Below are 18,822 nucleotides of genomic sequence, written 5' to 3'. Positions count from 1 at the left end.
AGCCTACTCAACTTTCTTTGCACCGCAAGTTTCAAGCAGAACGGGTTGTGGTTTTTCTTCTTTTCTTGCTTTGACATGGAATTCTTTTTCGATCCAGTCGTATCCTTGTGTATCTACTTTATGGATTAATTCTGGTCCACCAGATACGACGATTTTTCCATCCACAAGAATATGTGCATGCGTAACATTCAAGTAGTCTAAGAAACGAGCATAGTGGCTGACGACTACGCATCCCATATGTGTTTCTTCTCTTTCCGCATGAATCGCATTCGCAACAATACGTAATGCATCTACGTCAAGACCAGAGTCAATTTCATCGAGCATCGTGATGGATGGTTTTAATAACAACATCTGCACGATTTCGTTTCTTTTCTTTTCTCCACCAGAGAACCCAACGTTTAAAAAACGATGCGCTAAGTCTGGTTTCATTTCCAACTGTTGAATCGCATGATCCATTCCTTTAATAAATTTAAATAAGGACACTGGACGTTCTTGGCGAACGTTCATTGCACTTCTTAAAAAATCGGAGTTGGTCACACCAGGCACTTCGCTTGGATATTGCATACCCAAGAACAAACCTGCTCGGCTTCTTTCATCAACTGAAAGAGATAAAACATCTTGACCATCTAAAGTGATGGTTCCTTGTGTAACTGTATATTTAGGGTTTCCCATAATGGCTGCTAGTAATGTTGATTTACCATTACCATTTGGACCCATTAAGGCGTGTACTTCATCATCATGAATAGTCAAATCAACGCCACGAAGAATTTCTTTGTCTTCAACGCTGACATGTAAATCTTTGATTTCCAATGTTGACATTTCGCTACCTCTCTTTTTGTCTATTTCAATATACTCTATCGGCTCACTTTGTGCTCATTTGTAAGTCTGAATCGAGTGATATGCTTACTTTTATCATTTGCTTGTTCAAGGAATTCTTTATAAATAAGATGATTCCTTTTCATATATATAATAAGGTTAAGCTATCAAAAAATTTTACTCTATCCCCCGCAAAGATTGAACCTATCCGCTCAATTTTCTAGCATTTTAATTCATTTTCATATTCATTTAAGATCTGTAAGCTTAAGTAGAATCTGTTCAATCTAATCCTGATTAAAAAAGAGAAAACAACGATGCACGATCATCTCGTTCAATGCATTGCGTCTAAAAGTAAATTGAATCTTTAAGCAATATATAAGGTTGACGTCGAATTCGTCCACAAAAGATGCTTCTCTTTTTAAAATTGTTGCGGATTTTAAAGACTTTTTCGTCTTTGATCCAAAATACAATCAAAATCCATCTTTGAGCATTTTAATTCCTTGTTTGCAAGAGTATCACAATTATTATAATGATGGATAAATAAAGGCAATTGAAACAGCCATCAAGCTGTGAACATTGCATTTTATGTGCTCCTTCCTTATAATTATGACCGATTCTTTTGAACATCAGGCAGGACCTGCCTGCCTTTTATTATCTTTCGGATTACGTCAAAGAAAGGAAATTGCTGCTTCCGAAAGATTACGCAGCAAATGACATGGCAGAATTTTTTAGAAAATACTGGTTTGTTTCCGTTTTGTCTGTTCTCTTTATTGGTGTTTTAGTTTTCTTTGTTTCAGACATGAATAAAGATAGCGTGAAATCAAAACAAGTTGATGGTAAAGACGTCATTGCTTCTACAACTGTTGGAAACGTAACAAGTGACGATTTATTCAAACAAACAAAATCCACTGAAAGTTCCGTATTATTCAGTATGTACCGCAATGCTGTAACTGATCAAAGCATTGAAACAACGGATGAAATCAAAAAATCCGCAAAAGAAATGCAAGAAAGCTTCGAATTGGCAATCAAGTCCGATTCAACTGGAAAAACAAAAGCTTCCATTAACTCACAACTTGCTTCTTTTGGATTCTCAGGTGACTCTGCTCTATCTGACTATTGCTTAATCGCTTCTAAAATCCAAAAACTCGATGGTCAATTCATCAAAGATCACATTGCCCAATTAACTTCTTATATTCCAGAAAAAGCACGTACTGTTTCTGTAATCACTATGGAAGTTGAAAATGCAGATGAACTGACTGACGAACAAAAACAAAAACAAAAGGATATTCAAAACGCATTAGACGCTGGTCAAGCATTCTCTGATGTTGCTGTAAAATATTCTGAACAAAAAGATGCTTCCAAAACGAAGGGTTTTGTTGGCTATGTAGATGCTAACTCAACGAATTTAGATTCTTCTGTTCTTGAAGCTGTTAACGAACTGAAAAAAGGCGAAACAACAGATTGGATCTCTGTTTCCAATGGCGATAAATACACATTGTATAAAGCTTATGTTGAAGAAACAGATCCTGCTGCTCTTTTAGAAAACGAAGATTCAACGATCGTAACGACTTTAGTAAATAACATTATTTCTTCTGCAAATGGTTTAGAAACTTTAGTCATCTTAAACGCTTCTCAAGATTTAGAAATCTCTTATGCAAATGACAAAATTCAGGCTAGCGTTGAAGAATATATGGATTCTCAAATCGATCACTTAGATGAAAACTTAAAAGCGATCGCAAACGAAATTCGTGGAACAAAAGACGAAACAAAAGCTGGTTCCAGCACAGAAACTTCCACAGAAACAACAACTGAACAGGAGGGCGAATAAGATGAACATGAAAAAACCTCTAACCGCCTTACTGGCTGGCTTAATGCTCGTTGGTTGCTCTAGTAGCAATCAAACTTCCGTAACAGACGGAAATGAAACATTAATGACAATCGGCAATAAAACTTATACCGTTAACGATGAATATCGTTGCTTAAAAGGTTCTACTGCTGGTGCAAGTGGTGTAATCTTCCTTGCAAGTCAACCAATTTATGATGCGGAAGTTGGACGCACAGATGAAATCTTAAAAGAAGCAGAAAGTCGTTTAGAAGATTATTCTTCTAGTAGTGAAGATTTCGAAACACAAATCAAATCTTTAGGCTTTGCGGATAAACAAGATTACTTAGAACGCGCATTAATCCCAAGCGTTCAATCTTCTTTCTTATTTGAAAAATATTTAACAGATGCAAAAGACAGCATTATCGAAAAATACGATCCAGTATTAGTTTCCATCATTGAAACTGATTCTGAAGATAATGCGAACAAAGCTTTACAAGCATTAAAAGATGGCCAAGACGCTGGAAAAGTCAGTGCTCAATACGCATCTGAAGGTGCAACATATAAAGGTACTGAACAAATCGTTTTAGCAACAGATCAAACTTTACCTACAACATTATTGAATTCTATTTTAGATGCAGGTAAAGAAGGCGTTTTGGATCAAGTCTTCACAAACGACACATCAACAGATGACAAAACTTACTATGTTGCCAATGTCGTTTCTACAGACTACGACAAAAACTTACCTAAGATCAAAACACTATTCCAAGCGAACCAAACTGTTCAAACAGAAATGCAAATTTTCTATTTCAAAAAATATAACTTGGAAATCCATGATCAGGCTATTTATGATTACTACAAAGGCATGAATCCTGAATACCTTGTTGATCAACCTGAACTTTATGAAAAAGCACTCGAAAGTGCGAATTCAGAAAGCCAATCTAAATAACAACAAAACAAAAATGCTGTGAAGAAATAACCTAGTGAGTTTCTTCACAGCATTTTATTTTTCATGGATGACATAGATATCGCGCAAAACCATTTTATTTGTAAACAACCATCCTCACTATAGAGATTTCAAAATCTATGTTAAGTTTTTGTGCTATAATACAATCCGAAAAAAGACAGGGGAGCTTGTAGGGACAGGCTGAGAGGAAACATTTAGTTTCGACCCTTTTACCTGATGCGGATAATGCTGTCGTAGGAAGTCATACTCTAGAATTTTTACAGGAGACAACCGTGCCAGGTATCTCCTGTTTTTTATTCACTATCAAACATTGTAATGAAGCTAATCAAAAAGAAATATGAAATTGCGCCCCTCAAAGCGAAAAAATGGAATGATGCTTGTAATCTCAACAAAAGGAGCAGCAGTCTTCAAACTTTCCTTTTCTGTATTTTAATCAGTCCACTTATTTCATTACAATTCACTAAGTTTTGTCTTAGCCGTATTGCGTTTCATTTCTTTAAACACCTTGAAGCGCATCAGAAAGGAATGGTCATTCAAATGAAACAAACAAATGTAAGAAAGCTAGCGTTAACAGCTTTATTGATCGCTGTTGCGGTAGCGGGAAGTGTTATCTCATTTCCAATCTTTGCAAGTCGCTGTTCGCCTGTCCAACACATGGTCAATATTTTGTGTGCCGTTTTATTAGGACCAAGCTACGGTTTAGCTGCTGCATTTATCGCCTCATTACTTCGTAATTTATTAGCCTTAGGAAGTTTATTAGCATTTCCTGGCAGTATGTTTGGCGCTCTGCTTTGTGGTCTTGTCTATAAATACACAAAAAACATTTGGGCTACTTGTGCTGGTGAAGTATTTGGCACGGCTATTCTTGGCGGTTTAGCTGCATATCCTTTTGCGATTGCTTTTATGGGTAAAGCTGCTGGAGATGTTGCTTTTTATGCTTATGTAATCCCGTTCTTGGTCTCTACTGCAGTTGGTGCCTTATTATCAGCATTAATCATCACAACTCTACAGCGCTCTGGAATCTTAAGCAAAATTCAATCTAAATTAGGAAACTAATATGCAAAACTGCCTTGAAAACATAAAAAAGAAATCCCCACTCATTCATAACATAACCAACTATGTGACCGTCAATGATTGTGCCAATATCGTTCTAGCCAGTGGAGCTTCGCCAATCATGGCCTCTGATCCAAATGAAGTCGAAGAAATCACCTCGATTTGCGATGGGCTGAATATCAATATTGGCACCCTGAATAGCAGAAATGTTGAAGCGATGATCTTAGCCGGAAAAAGAGCAAATCAACTTGCACATCCTGTTGTTCTTGATCCAGTTGGTGTAGGAGCTTCCACATTTCGGACAAAAACAGCACTGCGCTTGTTGAATGAAGTGAAATTTACAGTGATCCGCGGCAATATCTCAGAGATCAAAACTCTTGCTGGCGTTTCGACCTTAACCCAAGGTGTTGATGCCAATATAACGGATCAAATCACAGAAGAAACATTAGATGATGCGCTTATTTTCGCAAAAAGCTTTGCAAAAAAAACGGGAGCGATCATCACAATTACTGGTGTAATCGATATTGTATGCAACGCTAAAAAAGCTTATGTCATTCGCAATGGACATTCTATGATGACAACAATTACGGGAGCCGGATGCCAACTTTCCGCTTTAACAGCGGCATATATTGCCGCCAATCCAGATCACGTTTTAGAAGCTGCTGCCGCTGCTGTTTGTGCCATGGGTCTTGCTGGTGAAATTGCTCATGACCGACTTAGCGAATTAGATGGCAATGCTTCGTATAGAAATTACATCATTGATGCCATTTATAACATGACACCAGAACAACTTGAAAAAGGAGCTAAATATGAAGTGCGATAAGAAAACAATGCTTTTATATGCAGTCACAGACAGAATGTGGACTGGCAAACAAACGCTTTACCAACAAGTAGAAGCCGCTCTTAAAGGCGGTGCCACTTGTGTTCAGCTTCGCGAAAAAGAATTAGATGATGAAGCCTTTTTGAAAGAAGCAATCGAGATCAAAGAGTTATGTCACAAATACAATGTGCCATTATTTATCAACGACAATGTGGATGTAGCCATCAAATGCAAAGCAGATGGCATCCATGTTGGACAAGAAGATATGGCTGCTGGAGCAGTTCGTTCTTTAGTTGGTGAAGATATGATGATTGGTGTTTCTGTCCATACAGTAGAACAAGCGCTTGAAGCCGTTAAAAATGGTGCCGATTGCCTTGGTGTTGGTGCAATGTTTACGACATCGACTAAACGCGTCTCTGGCTCGCTTCCAATGCAGACGCTTTTAGATATTTGTCACGCCGTCGATATTCCCGTCGTTGCGATCGGTGGTTTGAATAAAAGCAACATTGCCAAGCTATCTAAAACAGGAGTAGATGGCGTTGCTTTAGTCAGTGCAATTTTTTCCGCTGATGATATCGAAAACGAATGCCGCGAACTTTACCGTATCTCCGAAAATATGGTGAATGCATGAGCATCAAAGGGGCTATTTTCGATTTTGACGGAACGCTGTTCGACAGCATGAGTATTTGGGAAACCGTTGCTTCTGATTACCTCGCCTCTTTTGGATATAATCCTAAAAAAGATTTAAGCAAAACGCTAAAAACAATGAGCTTAATGCAATCGGCCGCGTATTTAAAAGAAAATTATGGTTTGCCCTTATCTGTGCCGGAAATTATCGATGGGGTAAATCAAATTGTCGAGGACTATTACTTTTATCATGTCATGCCAAAAGATCATGTCATCGCTTTGCTTACTGCCTTACAAAACAAAGGCATTAAAATGTGCATTGCAACAGCGCTGAATCTTGAGCAAGCAAAAGCTGCTTTAAAACGCTGTGATATGCTCCATTACTTTGATACCATTTTTACTTGCAACGAAGTCGGTCATGGTAAAGATGAGCCTTATATCTTTGAGCTTGCTTGCCAAGCGATGGGATTTGATCAAAGTGAAACCGCCGTATTTGAAGATGGTTATCATGGCGCAAAAACCGCAAAAGATGCCGGTTTTTATGTTGTTGGCGTATATGATCGTTACGAAAAACGTACCGCAGAATTAAAAGACCTTGCAGATGTATATCTTGACAGTTTCTTCAATGCGCAAAAACTGCTTCACATATAAAACGAAACAGCAAATTTAAAGGGACTATCTTAAGTTATTCAAATACAAAAGGAGAATTTCAAAATGGAAATGAAAACAGCTTTGACTATCGCCGGAAGTGATTGCAGCGGTGGTGCCGGTATTCAAGCAGATATTAAAACGATGACAATGAATGGCGTATATGCGATGAGTGCCATCACTGCCCTAACTGCTCAAAATACAACTGGGGTATCTAGCATATTAGAAGCAACAGCTGAATTTCTTGCTGATCAATTAGATATGATCTTTACCGATATTCGTCCCGATGCAATTAAAATCGGAATGGTCTCCAATTCAGAACTCATCAAAACAATCGTAGACAAACTAACTTTTTACAAGGCTGATAAAATTGTAGTCGATCCGGTTATGGTGGCAACATCTGGTGCTGACCTTATGCAAAGCGAAGCAGTCATGACGATGAAAAACTGCCTTTTGCCGATTGCCATTCTTGCAACACCAAATATTCCCGAAGCCGAAGTACTTAGTGGAATGAAGATCGAAAACGAAGACGACATGGTCCAAGCAGCAATTCACATCAATCAAACTTATGGTTGTGCAGTGCTTGTAAAAGGTGGCCACAATATCAATGATGCCAATGATCTTCTTTGTGCAGATGGAAAAATCAAATGGTTCTATGGCAAACGCATCGACAACCCAAACACACACGGAACAGGCTGTACGCTTTCAAGTGCAATTGCCGCAAACCTTGCCAAAGGATTCGATCTTGAAACATCAGTACAAAGAGCGAAAGACTATATTTCCAATGCCTTATCGGCACAACTTGATCTCGGCCAAGGTTCTGGACCAATGAATCACGCTTTTAACCTTACTGGAGAATATAAAAAGGCAGCTGATTCAAATCATGAACAAAAAGCTTCTTGATTACGCATGCAACACATTTGATCAATTGCTCTGTGTTTGTTTTATGCAACATTGGAAACTCAACTACATTTTTCCATACACAGATAAAAATGCTGTAAAGAATTGCTTCATGCATATCTTTACAGCATTTTGTTTTGTTAAAGAGATGTAGATTGTCTATTTAATTTAGAACATTCGCGCTCTAAACTTGCCCGTACTTCGAATTCTTCTTGATCTTGATAGCCGATAAACCAAATCATCGCAAGATCCTCATGATTAAATAAATAAACTTGTTTAGAATCAATCATTCCTTCTGGCCAACAAACCGCACTATAGTCATAGATCATTATAGTCATAGATCATTTGATTATTCGTTTCTTGTTGCAATCGCCCGACAATCATCACTCGCTTGGATCCTCCTTTGAGGGTCACGATTGTTCCTAATGGTAAAAAATCTTTCATTCAATTCACCTCTTTTCTTATTTTTAATAATCGACGCGAATTCTTAATCCACCTCCCGCAAACAGCGCCGCATTGGTTCCAATCTCCCAAGAACCTGGTTCATTAGAATAATGAACACCAGCTTCAACACTTCCTAGCGAACCTGATATGCCAATTGTTACTTTAATGTTGGCAAGTTCAATCGCTAAAACGCATTCTCCACGAACTGCCGCTGCTCCAACTTGGGCGCTAAGCACTTGTTTTTCGGGAGCGAGAACTGCTGTTGCATGGCCATAAACAGCGCCCACTTCAGCTGCTGTTCGAATACTCGTTTGAACCATTCCTAAGTTCACTCCACCCATTACACTTGCCGCTGCTATATGCGCATTTCCTTGTGCCTGTAAATTCAATTCAGGATAAAGTTTTTTATCTTTGAGTACCCGAAAACTCGCCTTACCCGATATATTTCCCTCGATTGCAGAAATTCCGGCCTGACCAAAAAACGGTCCAATACTCTTTGCACTTCCAACCAACATTCCCGTATAGGCAAGATTGGCTTTTGCGCCGAGCGCTTTCCCTTTTAATAGAGATGGAATTGATCCTGATGAATTCGTATTTACTGTCAATCCGGTATGCGATCCAACATAGATGTCTTGATTGAAAATGAGTCGATTTTCGTTATTCTCCACCATTGTGGAAAGTCGGCGAAAAAAGTTTTCAATCAGATGAATTTGGTTTTGAATTTGATGATCTCTTGCTTGTAAATTTGGATCTGAAAAAGATTGGGATTGTTGCAAGTTGGCGAGTGCATCGGCAATACGATTACATTGTTCGGTGTCGAGAATTATATTCATAAATTGCCTCGATCTGTTCAAAAATTAGTGAAAACACGCGACTAAATGCTTGTGATAAAGCGGTTTGTTCTTCCGGTTGTAAATTGCTTGGAATGCTTTGTTCAACACGGGATAAACTGGCGATAAGCTGGTTGTAATATGACGTACTCATACACCAGAACTAAGCGCCGTTTCATTTTCACGATAGGCCGTTGCGGTTTGTTGTAAGTAAACGATGTAGTTATTGACGACTTCAATATACTTACCAAAAGTAGGGGCAAGTTGTTCAAATTGTTGCAAAGCAGCATCACTTGCTGGTGATTGCCAATATGAATTCATCGAACGAATCTCTTGTTTGATCTGTTCAAACAAAGACTCCATTTGGGCTTTTTGATTCAGCACTTGAGTTGCAGTTGATTCGAGCGTTTCACTCGTAATAACAATTCCTTCCATGTCTAATTCCCTTTCCTTATCTAAAGTAGTTTGGCACTTGCCGTGCGATCGGCTTGTAGTTGTTCGTATGCATTGGCACTATGCAATAGTGCAGCGCCATATAGATCGATTGCTTGTTTCAATTGCAACATTTTGGGGCGCAAAGCTTCTAATTGAGTTAAAAACGCTTGGCTATCACTCCCTTGCCAGGCAGATTGAAGCTCATTCATTCGATTCAACATCTGATCCATAAAACCTTCGTATTCTTGGGCTTGTCGTTGAATCAAATTTCCTGTATTTCGTATTTCAATAAAATTCGCTTGTATTCTCATTTGTCTATTCTCCTATCGCTTGCAAAAGGATTAAGGTGGAATTTCGAGTTAGTTGGGATGATCAATAATTGATCTTCATCTACAACCCTTAACTGACTTAATGGAATATAAGGATTTAAAATCCCTTGTTCAGCTTTTGAATAAAACAGATATTCCACCTTTTGATCTCCTTTTGATTCCATTTGGTTTGAATCTTTGTCTTGAATCGACGAAAAATAATAGGTCGCTAGTTTGGTCAAACTGATATGTTTTGGATCCTCAATTTTAAAGATTTGATATCGTTTGCTCCCTAAAACTTTTAAAGAAATGATCATGTTTATTCGTCCATCTCCATTTCACAGACTTGAGCAAGTTGCAGTTCAAGCACCTTACCTTGGTGGATATAAATTGCTTGGCTATTCGTTTTTGTATGATATGGAAGATGAATTGCATAACTATACTGTTCTAATCCTTCCCCAATGAATAAAACATCGTATTTTTCCAACATTTGTCGCAACGCATTAGCCGGATCTTCTTGCTTGGCCAGATCGCATAATACAAATTGGCCTTGTTCAGGAAAAATCCCAAAGCTATATCGAGAATTTTCAAAATTTAAACGTTCAACTAGGCGAAATGCTAAGTCTTGAGCACTTTGTTGTTGCCAACAAATCACAAGTGAATTCATTCCTTTAAATACTGGCTTACCTAAAGTCATTTCAATCCCGATTAAGCCTTTAGCAAAATAGGTAATCGGCTGCTTGCAGTCGAGTTCTAGTACGATCGGTTGATAGTCATGACAGAAATTGGATGCATGAGACTTTGTTTTAAACTTTGGAATTTTGTTTCCCATAATCACGCGTATATATTGTTCTTTTTGAGCATTTGGCTCGAGTATGCGAAGTAGTGGGGCTTTTTCTACTGCTGCTATCTTCCCTTCAGAAATCAATGACAATTGATCTCGACTTTCTACTTCACCAATTAGACGATTGCTACAAAAGCGAAAGAGTTTTTCATCCCGAAACGAAATGTGCTTAAATGCGATCAAAACACTAAGTTGATGATTTTTCGACAATGCTTCGATCAATTCAAATGGGATCTGTTCATCCATCCGTATCAATACAAATGCTGGCTGTTCGAATTGGGCAAGTTGCCATAGTGAAGGTAAATTCAAATTTTGCCAAAGTCCTAAATGTTTCAATCCTAACTCATCGAGCAAAACAAGCTGTTCAAGCACTTTCTCATTTTGCTTTGTTTTAAAATGAGAATTTTGTATAGCTTGAATCATATCGATATTGCTTAAAGTCGGTAGAGGACTTTCAAAAAACAAAATGCTAAAGAGTTGGTCGATTTGTTGATCGCTTGCTAAACATAAATGCATTCGATTTTGGGGCACTTCATATTTTTCGAAATGATCGAGAAAATCTTCTTTTAAACCACTAAACTCATCTGGTACTTCCTTTAAATCTGGCGCTAAAAGCCATTGTTTTATTTCCTGGCGTTTTAAAATCAAATGCCGAATAGCGTCTTGCAAAGTTCGTTGTTCAAGGACTTGCCAATTATTTCGCCCATCCAATCTTTCTACTTTCGACGTTCCATCAAATGGTCGTTTAAGATAAAACATACGTCCCATCTTTTCGCTTTCGTCAGTCTGTAAAATGAATTCTCCACTCGCTTTGAGCATCGCTGCTTTTTCATGTCCTAACACTTCACGAGAATCCATCCGATCCAATACAGGAAAACAAAGACGACTCTTCGCATTGGCCCAAATTTGTTCATCGACAATTCCGGCCGGCTTTTGCGTAGACAAAATCAAATGAAAGCCAAGTGATCGACCGATCCGTGCCATTTGTTGAAGACTTTTCATAAACTCCGGACAACGACTTTTTAATTGACCGAATTCATCAACGACAACGATGATTTCACTAAACAGTTGATTCGTTTTAGGATTGAGTACTGCTTCTATTTCTGTTTGAACACCTGGGTTACATTTTAGAAATTGACTAATTGCATCTTGTCTTCTTTCTAATTCTTGATTTAATGCTTTTTCTAAACGCCATATTTGTTGAAAATCGAGATTCGTTAACACTGCTGCAGTATGGGGCAAATCCAAAAATGGGCTTAAAAACGATCCGCCTTTAAAATCAATCAGCACATACTGCAAAGATAAAGCGGAATTTTGCAAAGCTAATTGATATAAAATCGAACATAGTCCTTCACTTTTCCCACTCCCTGTTGCACCGGCCACAAGGGCATGCGGTCCTTCTTTTTTTAAATCCCAATACACGCCTGGACAAAGTTCGACACAAAGATTCACTTTTTTAAATTTCTGATTTCCTTGTTCTAGTTCTCGTCGATAACAACTCGGTATTTGTAGCGAGTGTTTTTGATCTTCTTGTCCTGTTAAATAACTTGTTTTACGCCACAAATTTTCTGGTGGCATGCTTATGGGAAATAAAGATTCAATCTTGTCATGATTTGTTTGTCTAATTTGTTCCTGATTCGCTAATTGAATATTTCTTTGTTGTTCTACGACTACTAATGTAGGGGAACTTTCATGTATTTCTTGGATATAAAGCAAAGTATCTTTGGGGTTGCATTTTGTTTCTGGCAACAGATGATCGGCTACAATCGTCCATTCAATTTGGGGATATTGGCTTTGTAGAGCAAAAAAGTCGATTTCATCACGAAAACAAAGTAATTGATGATTGAGCATTGAAGCGTTATGAATCAGTGCCAGCTTCTTTTTGGTGATCCACACAAATTTTCTTTGTTTTGTTTCGACCATCCAACACCACAACAAATACAGCCATAACACTTGTTCAATACGCCAATGTGTTAAATCATAAATACCGCCTTGTTCGATCATTGAAAAAGTCCAACAATCGAAAGGCTGGCTTGCCAATTGATCTAATGCTTTTTTAGAATTGCTCGTCGCGAATTGCCATGGGATATTGGGATATTGAAATGATCCAAAAATCGATTTTTGAATGCCTACTGGAAGTTTCCAATCGTCATGGCTAAGGCAGCCATGCATTGACCGATCAAAACTTTTAATCTTTTCACATACATCAATAAAGCTGTTATTGAGCTTTCGTCTTCTTTGCTCAACTGTCTTCACTTTTTGTTGAAGATAATCTAAGTATTCCTGCATCAATTCATTTTCATCTTTTTGTTGGAGTACTTTACGGCGATGGGATTGCCAACTATACCAGCCCACAAAAGCACTACCCGAAACTATAGCGCTCACTAATCCCGCTTGTAGTAATCCTTCTTGATTAGGATTGATCAAGAAATTTGATAAAACTGAGGCTAGTGAACTGATCACGATCATTCCAGCCGGAGAGCCCATCCGATTTGAATTGGACTTACGATTTTCTAAATATGGCTCAATTTCATATTTTTCTTGTCCAATAAAAGGCGAAAAAACGTAATCTCCTTTTTCATCCGCCACAAACATTTCCAAATTTCTTGTCGTAAATGTATGTTCTAGATTGATCCAGATACAATCTGCAAGAACATAAAACTCGTATGGCCAACAATAGATCCAATCGTCATCTTGAAGAACATAGTCTTGTTGTTCCATTCGTTTTCCATTGTGATACATCCATTGCAGATAACTTTTCGCTAGGTGAAAATTCGAATTATGCTTCAGCTGCCATTTACCCATCGAATCCCAACTCAGTTGAAATCCTCCATGTTTAATGCGTTGTTTCAATTTTCCAAGCTCACGGTCCTTACTTTCTTCAAGTTCATTGCCTTTGACGCAACAATATTGCCATTTGTGTTTAGTGATCCAATATTGATTGACACTCAAAACTTCATTGAGATTGATTTGATTTAAAGCTTGTAGACAATAATCATTTTCGACATATTGACCACTAAGTTGTTCGATCATTTCTTTTGGGCTAATTTTTTGAATTTCAAAAGGAGTGATCCAAACATACTCATCCACATACTTCTCCTTTGCGTTTATACACAAACAAGGCAATCATAAAAGCTACGCAAAGCGATGCTCCTGCAATAAGAATGGTATTCAAATGGCTAGTCGCTTTTGTAAAGATTTCTTGGCTAAATACCTCTTGACCATCTTTAAAAAGTTGAATGGTATTTGTTCCTGTTTTAGTCTCGATCGGTAAATATGCCTGACCAAGTTCATCTTTCTCCATGTCGACATCAGTTTTTTGACCATTAATTTGAACTTGATAATTTCCTGGTTCTTTATCGAGATACAAACGTAGATTTTCTCCACTTTGAATTTCCTTGTTATTCAACGGTTCAAATTTTCGATACAGTTGAATCTTTTGGTTTTGACTTTTACTTTGAGCAGTGAATTTACCTTGTTCATCCATTTGATAAACAACATCGACTTTCTTTCCTTGCTTGGTCGTACTTGTCGCAATCGCATTACCGACTTGAATCAAAGTCCAATATGCTTGTTGTTGTAAGTTATCGTTAAGAATTGTAGCTTTGATATCAAATGTTCCTGATTGTTCAGCTTTTGCCGCATCTTGAAATGAAGAATAAGTTTGTTTTGTATCATGCGAAATAATTTCTGTACTCAAGAGTGTTCCTTTACTGACAACAATTTGAACGTCAGCAAGATTTTGGGTAAACACTTTTTGTCCAGCCGTAAATGTTTTTTGATCGACAGAAAGTTTGATTTCACATTCTTCTGGCTTTACTGTCAAAACCTCATCATTTGAGTGAGTAAGACTATTGTTAGAATTGATTGGAATATCGATAACGACATCTTGTTTAGGTGGAGCTTGTATGGGACGTTGTGACAAACTTGGTGTCGATTCTATTGGTGCTTCTTGTTGAATCTGTGTATCGTTTGATCCTTCTTCTGGAAAAGGATTGCTTTGTTCGGGTGGGCTTTGTTGTGGATTTTCTAAAGGTTCTTCTAAAGGATCATCTGATTCATTTGCTGTACTTGAATCCATATTCACTCCACTTTGTGAAGTGTCTTGTTGTTCTAATGAAGAATCTAGCTCACTTGGCTCTTGCAAAGAACTCGATTGCGAATCTTGTTGTTCTTCTTTGTCCTCTAAAATCAAATCATTGAGCGATCCATCTTCTTGCGCCAAACAAAGAATTGACCATTTTCGAAGTACATTTCCTTGTGCATCAACTAGAGTTGCTTTGACAAGATCTGTATTGAATGAAATAGAAAGTTCATCTTGAGTGAGTTCGATTTTTCTCTTTTTTCCATCTTCTTCAATCCAAAGTGCTGCATCTTCAGGAAGCTGTTCAAACTTCAAATTCATTTCTTGTTTAGTCAAAATGACGGCACCAGAGTGAGTAAAGGGATGCGCAATATGATAGTCATCTTCTTGTTCTTGCTTTGATTGATCTTGTTCTGACTGCTCTTCTGTTTGATCTTGCGCAGATGATTCACAATCTTCTTTTGTTTCATCTTCTCTAGGGTGTGCTTGTTCTGAGCTCTTTTCACTTGCCGATGATTGCTCATCTTGATTTTCAATTTCACTCATTTGGGATTGATCTTTTGTGATACTCCCCTCTAAAACAGGAATATTCAATCTCCAAAATGGTTCTTGAATGATGTTGCTAATTAAAATTTCATTTTGCGTTTTTTCCTTATAGATATATGCCATAGGCGTATTAGCGTATTGCTGAATAAGACAAGTGTTGATCATATGGACACCTTCTTTCGTTATGCAATTTGCGTTTTCATAAACATCCCATATAACTCTGGAGCATGAACTTGAAGATCATTTGCGACTGCATCTGGAATTTGCCAAATCGATGCTTGTTGGCTTTGCAAAAATAAAATGTAATTCAACAAATGAACACAAAGCGTATTCGCTAATGGAACTTGTTGATCTAATTGTTGAATCAAAGGTTCTATTAACGCTTGTTCTACGACAATTTGATTGACGAACAAACATTCCAATAATCGCGAAAAATGTTGATCCCATTGTGGTTGATCTGCGATATTCAATAACAACCAACGAAGTGAGTCATCGCTTTGTTTTTGACAAAATACGCACAATTCAAATTCATATAATTGAAATTCAAAATTCGATTGCTTACTTCCTGGTGGTACGTGATCCAAAAGATATCCCGCCAAAGGAAGGTATGATTGTTCTAAAGTCTTTTTGGCATAAGATGTCCAAGTGTCTAAATCTAAAATTTGTTCGGGATCTTGAGCGAGTTTTTCATATATTTGGATGCACAAGTTATCTTGGGCACTTTGAACATCCTCATTTTCAATAGTGATTGAATTTGAAAGCGAATGCGTTGATTCAATCATTTGCGAATCCATAGATTGAATACTCTGCAGTTGATTCTTTTCACTTGAAGATTGTTGTAAATTGAACTGCTCTCTAAATAAAGAAGTCTTGAACACCAAAATCAAAATGACGATTAGCGCACAACTACAACCTAGCGCAATCCAAATTTGGTTTTGAATAAGCGAAATGTGCAGCAGTTTCTTCCATGTCATTACACTTGAAAAGCGTCTATGCACATGGGGTGCTTTTGCTTTTTTGAGCCATAAAGAACGGCCAACAAATTGCTCATATAATTTTGCTAAAGATATTTGATCTGAACGAATATCTAATGCCATTCCTTTTTGGGCTTCTAAAGGAAGTTCAATTTTCGAATCGATTAAGGGACGTAAACTTCCGATCAAAAGGCAATCTTTAAAATTAGTCAAATACACGGTTTCGTTTTGAATCAATACATCTTCCAATTGAATGCCCATATGTAAAAAGCCATTTTGATGAAGAATCTCCACTAAATCCAAAATTTGGATAAAGACTGCAATTCGTTGCTTTTTTGTCGGCTTTGTCCTGTTTATCCATTCACCAAGTTTTTGTCCAGATAAATATTCTTCGACTACTCCAAAGCGTGTTGCATTTTCAAATTGGTCTAAAATTCTTGGAAACCGATCGTTTTGAATTTGGGTAAGGACTTCGACTTCTCGTTTTAAGCGTAAATAATCTAAGTTTGTGCCATTGGCTTGGACAACTTTCATCACGACTTGAGTTGAATTCATGCTCGTGATCGTGGTCTGGATATGACTTGAAGTTCGAATGGCTCTAGCATTTGACGATTGGGGCATCATGGAAAATCGCTTCACAATTTCCAAATCGGATCATCATACCTTCACGCAAGCGCATCTTTCGAACGATCCGTTTGCCATTCAACCACGTTCCGTTGCATGATTTCATATCCTGGATATACCATCGGCCTTGATCGCTGCTTAACCTTGCATGTTGCAAAGAAAGTGAATCATCCGGTATATGTACTTGACATTGTTCAGAACGACCAGCCATACAGAGTGTGCCTTTCAAATAAAATGTTTTATTGTTCCAATCGATATGCGCGCATTCATTTTGTTTTGGTGGCAGAGTCTCCGTGACTTGATAATCCGATGTCGGTTCATGGATAAATGAATACGGAATAGCTTGTTGATCGGTGATTTGCGATGGCTCAGTTTGATCTTGCATATATGAATAACGTGTCTGTTGAGGGTTACTTTCAGCTCTAGTATTTACTTGTCGATTTTCACTTGGATTGGGGCGCTTCAATGCAACATCTTGAAGATTCATGTCCGAATCGGTTTGTTCATAATCTGGTTGAGCAAAGAAACCCGGTTGTTCTTGTTGCCCGTAATAATTTGATGCAACATTTTCGTAATATTGCCATTGCTGCCAATCATCTGATTGATCGTATCCGCTATATCTTTGATTCGCGTATGGATCAAAGTTATGACGAACAAATGACCTAGAATGATTCGGCATAATGTTGGGATTCGCTTGCATAGTCTGATTCCTCCTTTGCGCTTGTGTAGGATTTTCATTTTGGTTTGTTTCAAGAGGATGAGGTGAATACATATGCGTCTGATTTTTGCTGTTACCTTGGTTTGTTGCTGCATAATAGGATGAGTTTTGTTGGGCAAATTGATCATTGAGCACATAACCATAACCGTTTTGTTGTTGAATATTTTGTAGATTCAAATAACTTGGCTCCTTGTACAATGAATCAGTTTGCGTCTTAATGTCGGATCTTTGTTTTTGTCCGATTTGATCACTCGCAACTTCATACGGATTGATCTGCCCGATATTTCGAGAATCAAAAGCTTGGCCAAAATTGAGTGTTTCTGTATTCGAGGAAGCATTTGGAAAGTCAAAATGGAGATCTTGTAAATCCGCTCTTCCTTGATCGCGAATCAAACTGACTGCCGGACTTTTAGCCATTGAAGTTGGATCGTATCCCACAAATGATGACCTTGGCGATCGTGTGCTTTCGTGTTCATATCCGAAATCAAAGGGTCCTTTTTCCATAAAAGAAACAGGATTCGTCTCATACAATCTTTGATGTTGATTTTGATTCGTCAAACTAGAATCCAAACCTGCAAATGCCGGTTGAACAAGTGGTTTTTGTTGAGATGCACTTGGCTGATGATCAATGATTCGACTTTCAGCACTAACTTGTTTTACAAGCGGTTTTGGCAATTGAAATGTTGGGACTTGATGGCGTTTAGCAAAAAGCTTTTTCTTGGCGCTGATTTGATAGAGTTCTTCGAGATCGTGATAGATTTCTTCCATAGCACGTTTTTCTTTTCTCGCTTTCCACAACAAGCCAGATATTTCATAGTTGTCGCAAGGTAAATATTCGAGTAAATCTTGCCAAAACTCGTCGACATCTTGTTCTCGTTTCATCCAACAATCAAAAGACAATGGCGCTCTTAATAAATAGATTTGATCAGCTCGACTAGAAACAAGAATCGCATCAAGATCCAATAAAACCGGCTGATTTTTTAATGCCGTTCCGATTGCACGAACTAAATCATGGAGAAAGCAACACGCTTGTACTTTGCTCAAGTGAACTTGATCAAAGAAATCTGTTAAGCTCAACAAATCTCCTGTCTCATATTCAATCATTTGATGTTCTGGACTTTGCCGTACAGCTTCCATAAACAATGGATGGCTTGAATCAACAGTACTTAAAACTGAGAGATCAAAATCTTTATTCGATTTAACGCGAACAATAATCCGTCTATTTTGTAGCGTAAGCGTATAAGCATATTTCATTTCGCATTGTTTTTGAAAAGATCGATTCTCTTTTCTTCCCCTTTCTGCATCCATATCCTTTTACTTGCCGATCGAATCGAATGATCCAACCCTTGGATGCCCTCGTAT

18 protein-coding genes and 1 riboswitch are annotated in these 18,822 nt (G+C 37.8%); of the genes, 7 read left to right on the top strand and 11 right to left on the bottom strand.

The window, feature by feature from the left end; all coding sequences use genetic code 11:
• Positions 1-3: 3 nt before the first annotated feature.
• On the bottom strand, positions 4-819 hold the full coding sequence (gene sufC, locus ALLST_RS0102225) for a Fe-S cluster assembly ATPase SufC (protein WP_019892394.1): 816 nt from the start codon (positions 817-819) through the stop codon (positions 4-6).
• Between the two features lie 712 nt (positions 820-1,531).
• Between sufC and ALLST_RS0102220 the strand changes: the two genes are divergently transcribed.
• The 7 genes from ALLST_RS0102220 (at position 1,532) to thiD (ending at position 7,656) form a co-directional block, all read left to right on the top strand.
• Positions 1,532-2,644: a peptidylprolyl isomerase gene (locus ALLST_RS0102220; RefSeq protein WP_019892392.1), complete on the top strand. Its 1,113-nt coding sequence runs from the start codon at positions 1,532-1,534 to the stop codon at positions 2,642-2,644.
• A gap of 1 nt (position 2,645) precedes the next feature.
• Positions 2,646-3,587, top strand: a complete 942-nt coding sequence (locus ALLST_RS0102215; protein WP_019892390.1) for a peptidylprolyl isomerase PrsA — start codon at positions 2,646-2,648, stop codon at positions 3,585-3,587.
• A gap of 167 nt (positions 3,588-3,754) precedes the next feature.
• A riboswitch (TPP riboswitch) is annotated at positions 3,755-3,862 on the top strand.
• Positions 3,863-4,142: 280 nt separating this feature from the next.
• Positions 4,143-4,661 (top strand): energy coupling factor transporter S component ThiW, encoded by a 519-nt coding sequence (thiW, locus tag ALLST_RS0102210; RefSeq protein WP_026472738.1) that lies wholly within the window; start codon positions 4,143-4,145, stop codon positions 4,659-4,661.
• Between the two features lies 1 nt (position 4,662).
• Positions 4,663-5,481: a hydroxyethylthiazole kinase gene (thiM, locus tag ALLST_RS0102205; RefSeq protein WP_019892386.1), complete on the top strand. Its 819-nt coding sequence runs from the start codon at positions 4,663-4,665 to the stop codon at positions 5,479-5,481.
• Positions 5,468-6,109 (top strand): thiamine phosphate synthase, encoded by a 642-nt coding sequence (gene thiE, locus ALLST_RS0102200; RefSeq protein WP_019892385.1) that lies wholly within the window; start codon positions 5,468-5,470, stop codon positions 6,107-6,109. The genes thiM and thiE overlap by 14 nt, the downstream gene beginning before the upstream one ends.
• Entirely contained in the window at positions 6,106-6,756 is a 651-nt protein-coding gene (locus ALLST_RS11570; protein WP_019892383.1) for an HAD family hydrolase, read from the top strand. The genes thiE and ALLST_RS11570 overlap by 4 nt, the downstream gene beginning before the upstream one ends.
• Positions 6,757-6,825: 69 nt before the next feature.
• The gene (thiD, locus tag ALLST_RS11565; protein WP_026472737.1) at positions 6,826-7,656 is read left to right on the top strand and encodes a bifunctional hydroxymethylpyrimidine kinase/phosphomethylpyrimidine kinase; all 831 of its coding nucleotides are present in this window, start codon (positions 6,826-6,828) and stop codon (positions 7,654-7,656) included.
• A gap of 137 nt (positions 7,657-7,793) precedes the next feature.
• On the opposite strand, the gene ALLST_RS11215 is transcribed toward thiD, so the two are convergent.
• From ALLST_RS11215 to ALLST_RS10935, 10 genes are all read right to left on the bottom strand, one after another.
• Positions 7,794-7,991, bottom strand: coding sequence for a DUF4176 domain-containing protein (locus tag ALLST_RS11215; protein ID WP_211215111.1), 198 nt, complete (start codon positions 7,989-7,991; stop codon positions 7,794-7,796).
• A complete protein-coding gene (locus ALLST_RS11755; protein WP_211215110.1) occupies positions 7,972-8,097 on the bottom strand; it encodes a DUF4176 domain-containing protein in 126 nt (41 codons plus the stop codon). The genes ALLST_RS11215 and ALLST_RS11755 overlap by 20 nt, the downstream gene beginning before the upstream one ends.
• A gap of 23 nt (positions 8,098-8,120) precedes the next feature.
• Entirely contained in the window at positions 8,121-8,930 is an 810-nt protein-coding gene (locus ALLST_RS0102175; RefSeq protein ID WP_019892380.1) for a hypothetical protein, read from the bottom strand.
• Between the two features lie 147 nt (positions 8,931-9,077).
• On the bottom strand, positions 9,078-9,362 hold the full coding sequence (locus tag ALLST_RS09805; protein WP_019892378.1) for a WXG100 family type VII secretion target: 285 nt from the start codon (positions 9,360-9,362) through the stop codon (positions 9,078-9,080).
• A gap of 20 nt (positions 9,363-9,382) precedes the next feature.
• Complete coding sequence (locus ALLST_RS0102165; protein WP_019892377.1) at positions 9,383-9,673, bottom strand: WXG100 family type VII secretion target; 291 nt, start codon at positions 9,671-9,673, stop codon at positions 9,383-9,385.
• Positions 9,670-9,987: a hypothetical protein gene (locus ALLST_RS0102160; protein ID WP_019892375.1), complete on the bottom strand. Its 318-nt coding sequence runs from the start codon at positions 9,985-9,987 to the stop codon at positions 9,670-9,672. The genes ALLST_RS0102165 and ALLST_RS0102160 overlap by 4 nt, the downstream gene beginning before the upstream one ends.
• Positions 9,988-9,989: 2 nt before the next feature.
• On the bottom strand, positions 9,990-13,604 hold the full coding sequence (locus tag ALLST_RS0102155) for an FtsK/SpoIIIE domain-containing protein (protein WP_019892373.1): 3,615 nt from the start codon (positions 13,602-13,604) through the stop codon (positions 9,990-9,992).
• The gene (locus ALLST_RS0102150) at positions 13,597-15,309 is read right to left on the bottom strand and encodes a hypothetical protein (RefSeq protein ID WP_019892372.1); all 1,713 of its coding nucleotides are present in this window, start codon (positions 15,307-15,309) and stop codon (positions 13,597-13,599) included. Before ALLST_RS0102150 ends, ALLST_RS0102155 begins: the two co-directional genes overlap by 8 nt.
• A 17-nt stretch (positions 15,310-15,326) precedes the next feature.
• Entirely contained in the window at positions 15,327-16,742 is a 1,416-nt protein-coding gene (locus ALLST_RS0102145) for a protein kinase domain-containing protein (RefSeq protein ID WP_019892371.1), read from the bottom strand.
• Entirely contained in the window at positions 16,717-18,768 is a 2,052-nt protein-coding gene (locus ALLST_RS10935; RefSeq protein ID WP_019892370.1) for an FHA domain-containing protein, read from the bottom strand. Before ALLST_RS10935 ends, ALLST_RS0102145 begins: the two co-directional genes overlap by 26 nt.
• Positions 18,769-18,822 lie beyond the last annotated feature (54 nt).

It is taken from the genome of Allobaculum stercoricanis DSM 13633 (assembly GCF_000384195.1).
Classification (GTDB): domain Bacteria; phylum Bacillota_I; class Bacilli_A; order Erysipelotrichales; family Erysipelotrichaceae; genus Allobaculum; species Allobaculum stercoricanis.
Note: the sequence above shows the minus strand (reverse complement) of the source record. Positions and strands in the feature narration are given on the sequence as shown.